General features: G+C 53.5%; 1 protein-coding gene and 1 pseudogene. Both read left to right on the top strand.

Going from position 1 to position 2,941, the window contains the following annotated elements; all coding sequences use genetic code 11:
• Window positions 1-937 (top strand): L-serine ammonia-lyase (locus tag KDK13_RS09395; RefSeq protein WP_257284719.1); only part of this gene is annotated, 937 nt, incomplete at its 5' end.
• A 146-nt stretch (window positions 938-1,083) separates the two neighbouring features.
• Window positions 1,084-2,941, top strand: a pseudogene (locus KDK13_RS09390) (glycine dehydrogenase); the annotation flags it as partial.

The following is a 2,941-nucleotide window of genomic DNA, read 5'->3' as shown; positions in this document are numbered from 1 at the left end:
CTCCGTGGGCGGAGGCTTCGTATTGAATGAGCAGGAAGCCGATCAGACGACCCCTGCAACAGAAATTCAAGTCCCCTTTCCTTTCAATAATGCCCAGGACCTTCTGGATGCCGGAGACAGAACCGGACTTTCCATTAGTGAAATTGTCCTGGAGAATGAAAAACACCTGGGAAGATCGGAGAATATTCGGCAGGCATTGCTGCATATCTGGCAGGTAATGGAGAGCTGCATTAACCGTGGCTGTGAACAGACAGGCGTACTTCCTGGCGGACTGAACGTCAAACGTCGTGCAAACCAGTTGCATCAGGAACTGTTGAATCGTTCCGCAGGCCAGCAGGATCATCTTGAAGTCATGGACTGGGTCAGTGTGTTCGCCATAGCCGTCAATGAGGAGAACGCCGTTGGTGGTCGAGTAGTTACTGCACCAACCAATGGTGCAGCCGGCGTTATTCCGGCGGTTCTTGCCTATTACGACCGTTTTGTTCCCGGCAGCAGTGAAGCGGGCATTGTTACCTTTCTGGCCACTGCTGCAGCCATTGGCATGCTCTATAAAAAGAATGCCTCAATCTCCGCCGCCGAAGTCGGTTGCCAGGGGGAAATCGGGGTGGCCTGCTCCATGGCAGCGGGTGCTCTGTGCGCGGTGATGGGCGGTAATAACCGCCAGATTGAAAATGCCGCTGAAATCGGCATGGAGCACAACCTGGGCCTGACCTGTGACCCCATCGCCGGCCTGGTACAGGTTCCCTGCATTGAGCGCAATACCATGGGTGCTGTCAAGGCTATCAATGCGGCCCGTCTGGCCATGAAAGGTGACGGCCAGCACCGGGTATCCCTTGATGACGTGATTGAAACCATGCGCCAGACGGGGCTGGATATGCAGGATAAATACAAAGAGACCGCCACCGGTGGCCTGGCCGTTAATGTCGTCCTGTGCTGAGACTCCATTGGGCCAGATTGAGCCAGGCCCGCTATAAACAACATCTGTTTTTTATTTCCACTACTGACCAGAGTCTTTTGAAACAAATCAGTCAGTTCAAAGAATCTTTAGTAAAATCAACGCAAGAGTGAAAACAGGACGACAACATGGCCGTTGAACACACTTCTACTCTGCCGACACTGGCAGAACTGGAACAAAACGATGCCTTTACCCATCGTCACACAGGTTCTGACCAGCTGGAACAGCAGGCCATGCTGGAAAGTCTTGGACTCCAATCGCTGACAGAGCTGATCAATGAAACCGTTCCGGGCAGTATCCGGTTAAACCGGGAATTAGCACTTCCCGTGGGAAAAACCGAGCAGCAGGCCCTCGCCGAACTCTATGCCCTTGTCCGACAAAATACCGTCAACAAGTCGTACATAGGCATGGGCTATTACAACACCGAAGTGCCCAATGTCATTCTGCGTAATCTACTGGAAAACCCCGGCTGGTATACCGCCTATACCCCTTATCAGCCAGAAATCTCCCAAGGCCGGCTGGAAATGTTGTTGAACTTCCAGCAGATGGTTATGGACCTCACGGGTATGGAAGTTGCCAATGCCTCCCTTCTGGATGAAGCGACTGCCGCCGCCGAAGCCATGACCCTCTGCCTGCGCAGCGTCGGACGCAGCAAAGCTACTTCACCAACATTCTTTGTGGCCGATGACGTACATCCACAGACCATTGATGTGATTAAAACCCGTGCCGACTGGCTGGGAATCAACGTCATCGTTGGTAACCCTCATACCGAACTGGGCAATCACGATGTATTCGGGGTGCAGCTTCAATACCCGGGGACTTACGGTAACATCACCGATATCGAAAGCATTGCGGCTATTACCCAGCAACAGGGTGCTATGGTTTCAGTAGCCACGGACCTGCTGGCCCTGATGCTCCTTAAGTCGCCCGGAGAATTGGGGGCTGATATTGTCCTGGGTAACAGCCAGCGCTTTGGCGTCCCCATGGGCTTTGGTGGCCCCCACGCTGCCTTTTTTGCCACCACCGGCAAACTGAAACGCTCAATCCCAGGCCGGGTTATCGGGGTGTCCAAAGACAGCCGTGGCAATACCGCCCTGCGGATGGCTATGCAGACCCGTGAGCAACATATCCGTCGGGAAAAAGCCACCTCCAATATCTGTACCGCCCAGGCACTGCTGGCTAATATGGCGGCCGCTTACGCGGTCTACCATGGCCCGGAAGGCTTGAAAACCATTGCAGAACGGGTACACCGCCTGACCCGGATTCTCCATCACGGACTCACTGAAATGGGCTTCCAGTGTAACCACACCTTCTTTGATACCCTGACGTTCAAGGTAGGCAGTGAGCAGGAAACCATTATCCAGCGGGCGCTCAAATATGGTTGTAACCTGCGCCGTATTGGCTCTGACCGGTTAGGTGTCAGCCTTGATGAAACCACCCGCTCTGAAGACATTATCGAACTGTTCAATATCTTTATGGGTGAGGGCAAAGAGCTGGATATTGCCTCCATTGACCGCCAGATCTCGGCCAATAACAGCCAACTGTCTCATACCTTGAATTCCATCGGACTCTCACCGGAACTGCGACGTTCAGACAGCGTCCTGAGTCACCCGGTATTCAACAGCCATCACTCGGAAACGGATATGATGCGCTATCTGAAGCAGCTGGAAAACAGGGATTACTCACTGGTTCATGGCATGATTCCACTGGGCTCATGCACCATGAAACTCAATGCTGCGGCAGAAATGCTGCCGGTTTCCTGGCCTGAATTTTCCAGCATTCACCCCTTCGCACCCAAAGACCAGGTTCCGGGTTACCTGACCATGATCCGGCAACTGGAACAGGCTCTGGTGGAGATTACCGGCTATGACGCCATCTCCATGCAGCCAAACTCAGGAGCCCAGGGGGAGTATACAGGCCTGCTGGCTATCCGTAATTATCAGCGGGCAAACCAGCAGGAGCATCGTGATGTTTGTCTGATCCCCT

This window comes from Endozoicomonas sp. SESOKO1 (genome assembly GCF_024606265.1).
Classification (GTDB): domain Bacteria; phylum Pseudomonadota; class Gammaproteobacteria; order Pseudomonadales; family Endozoicomonadaceae; genus Endozoicomonas.
This window is presented reverse-complemented; position numbering and strand designations above follow the sequence as displayed.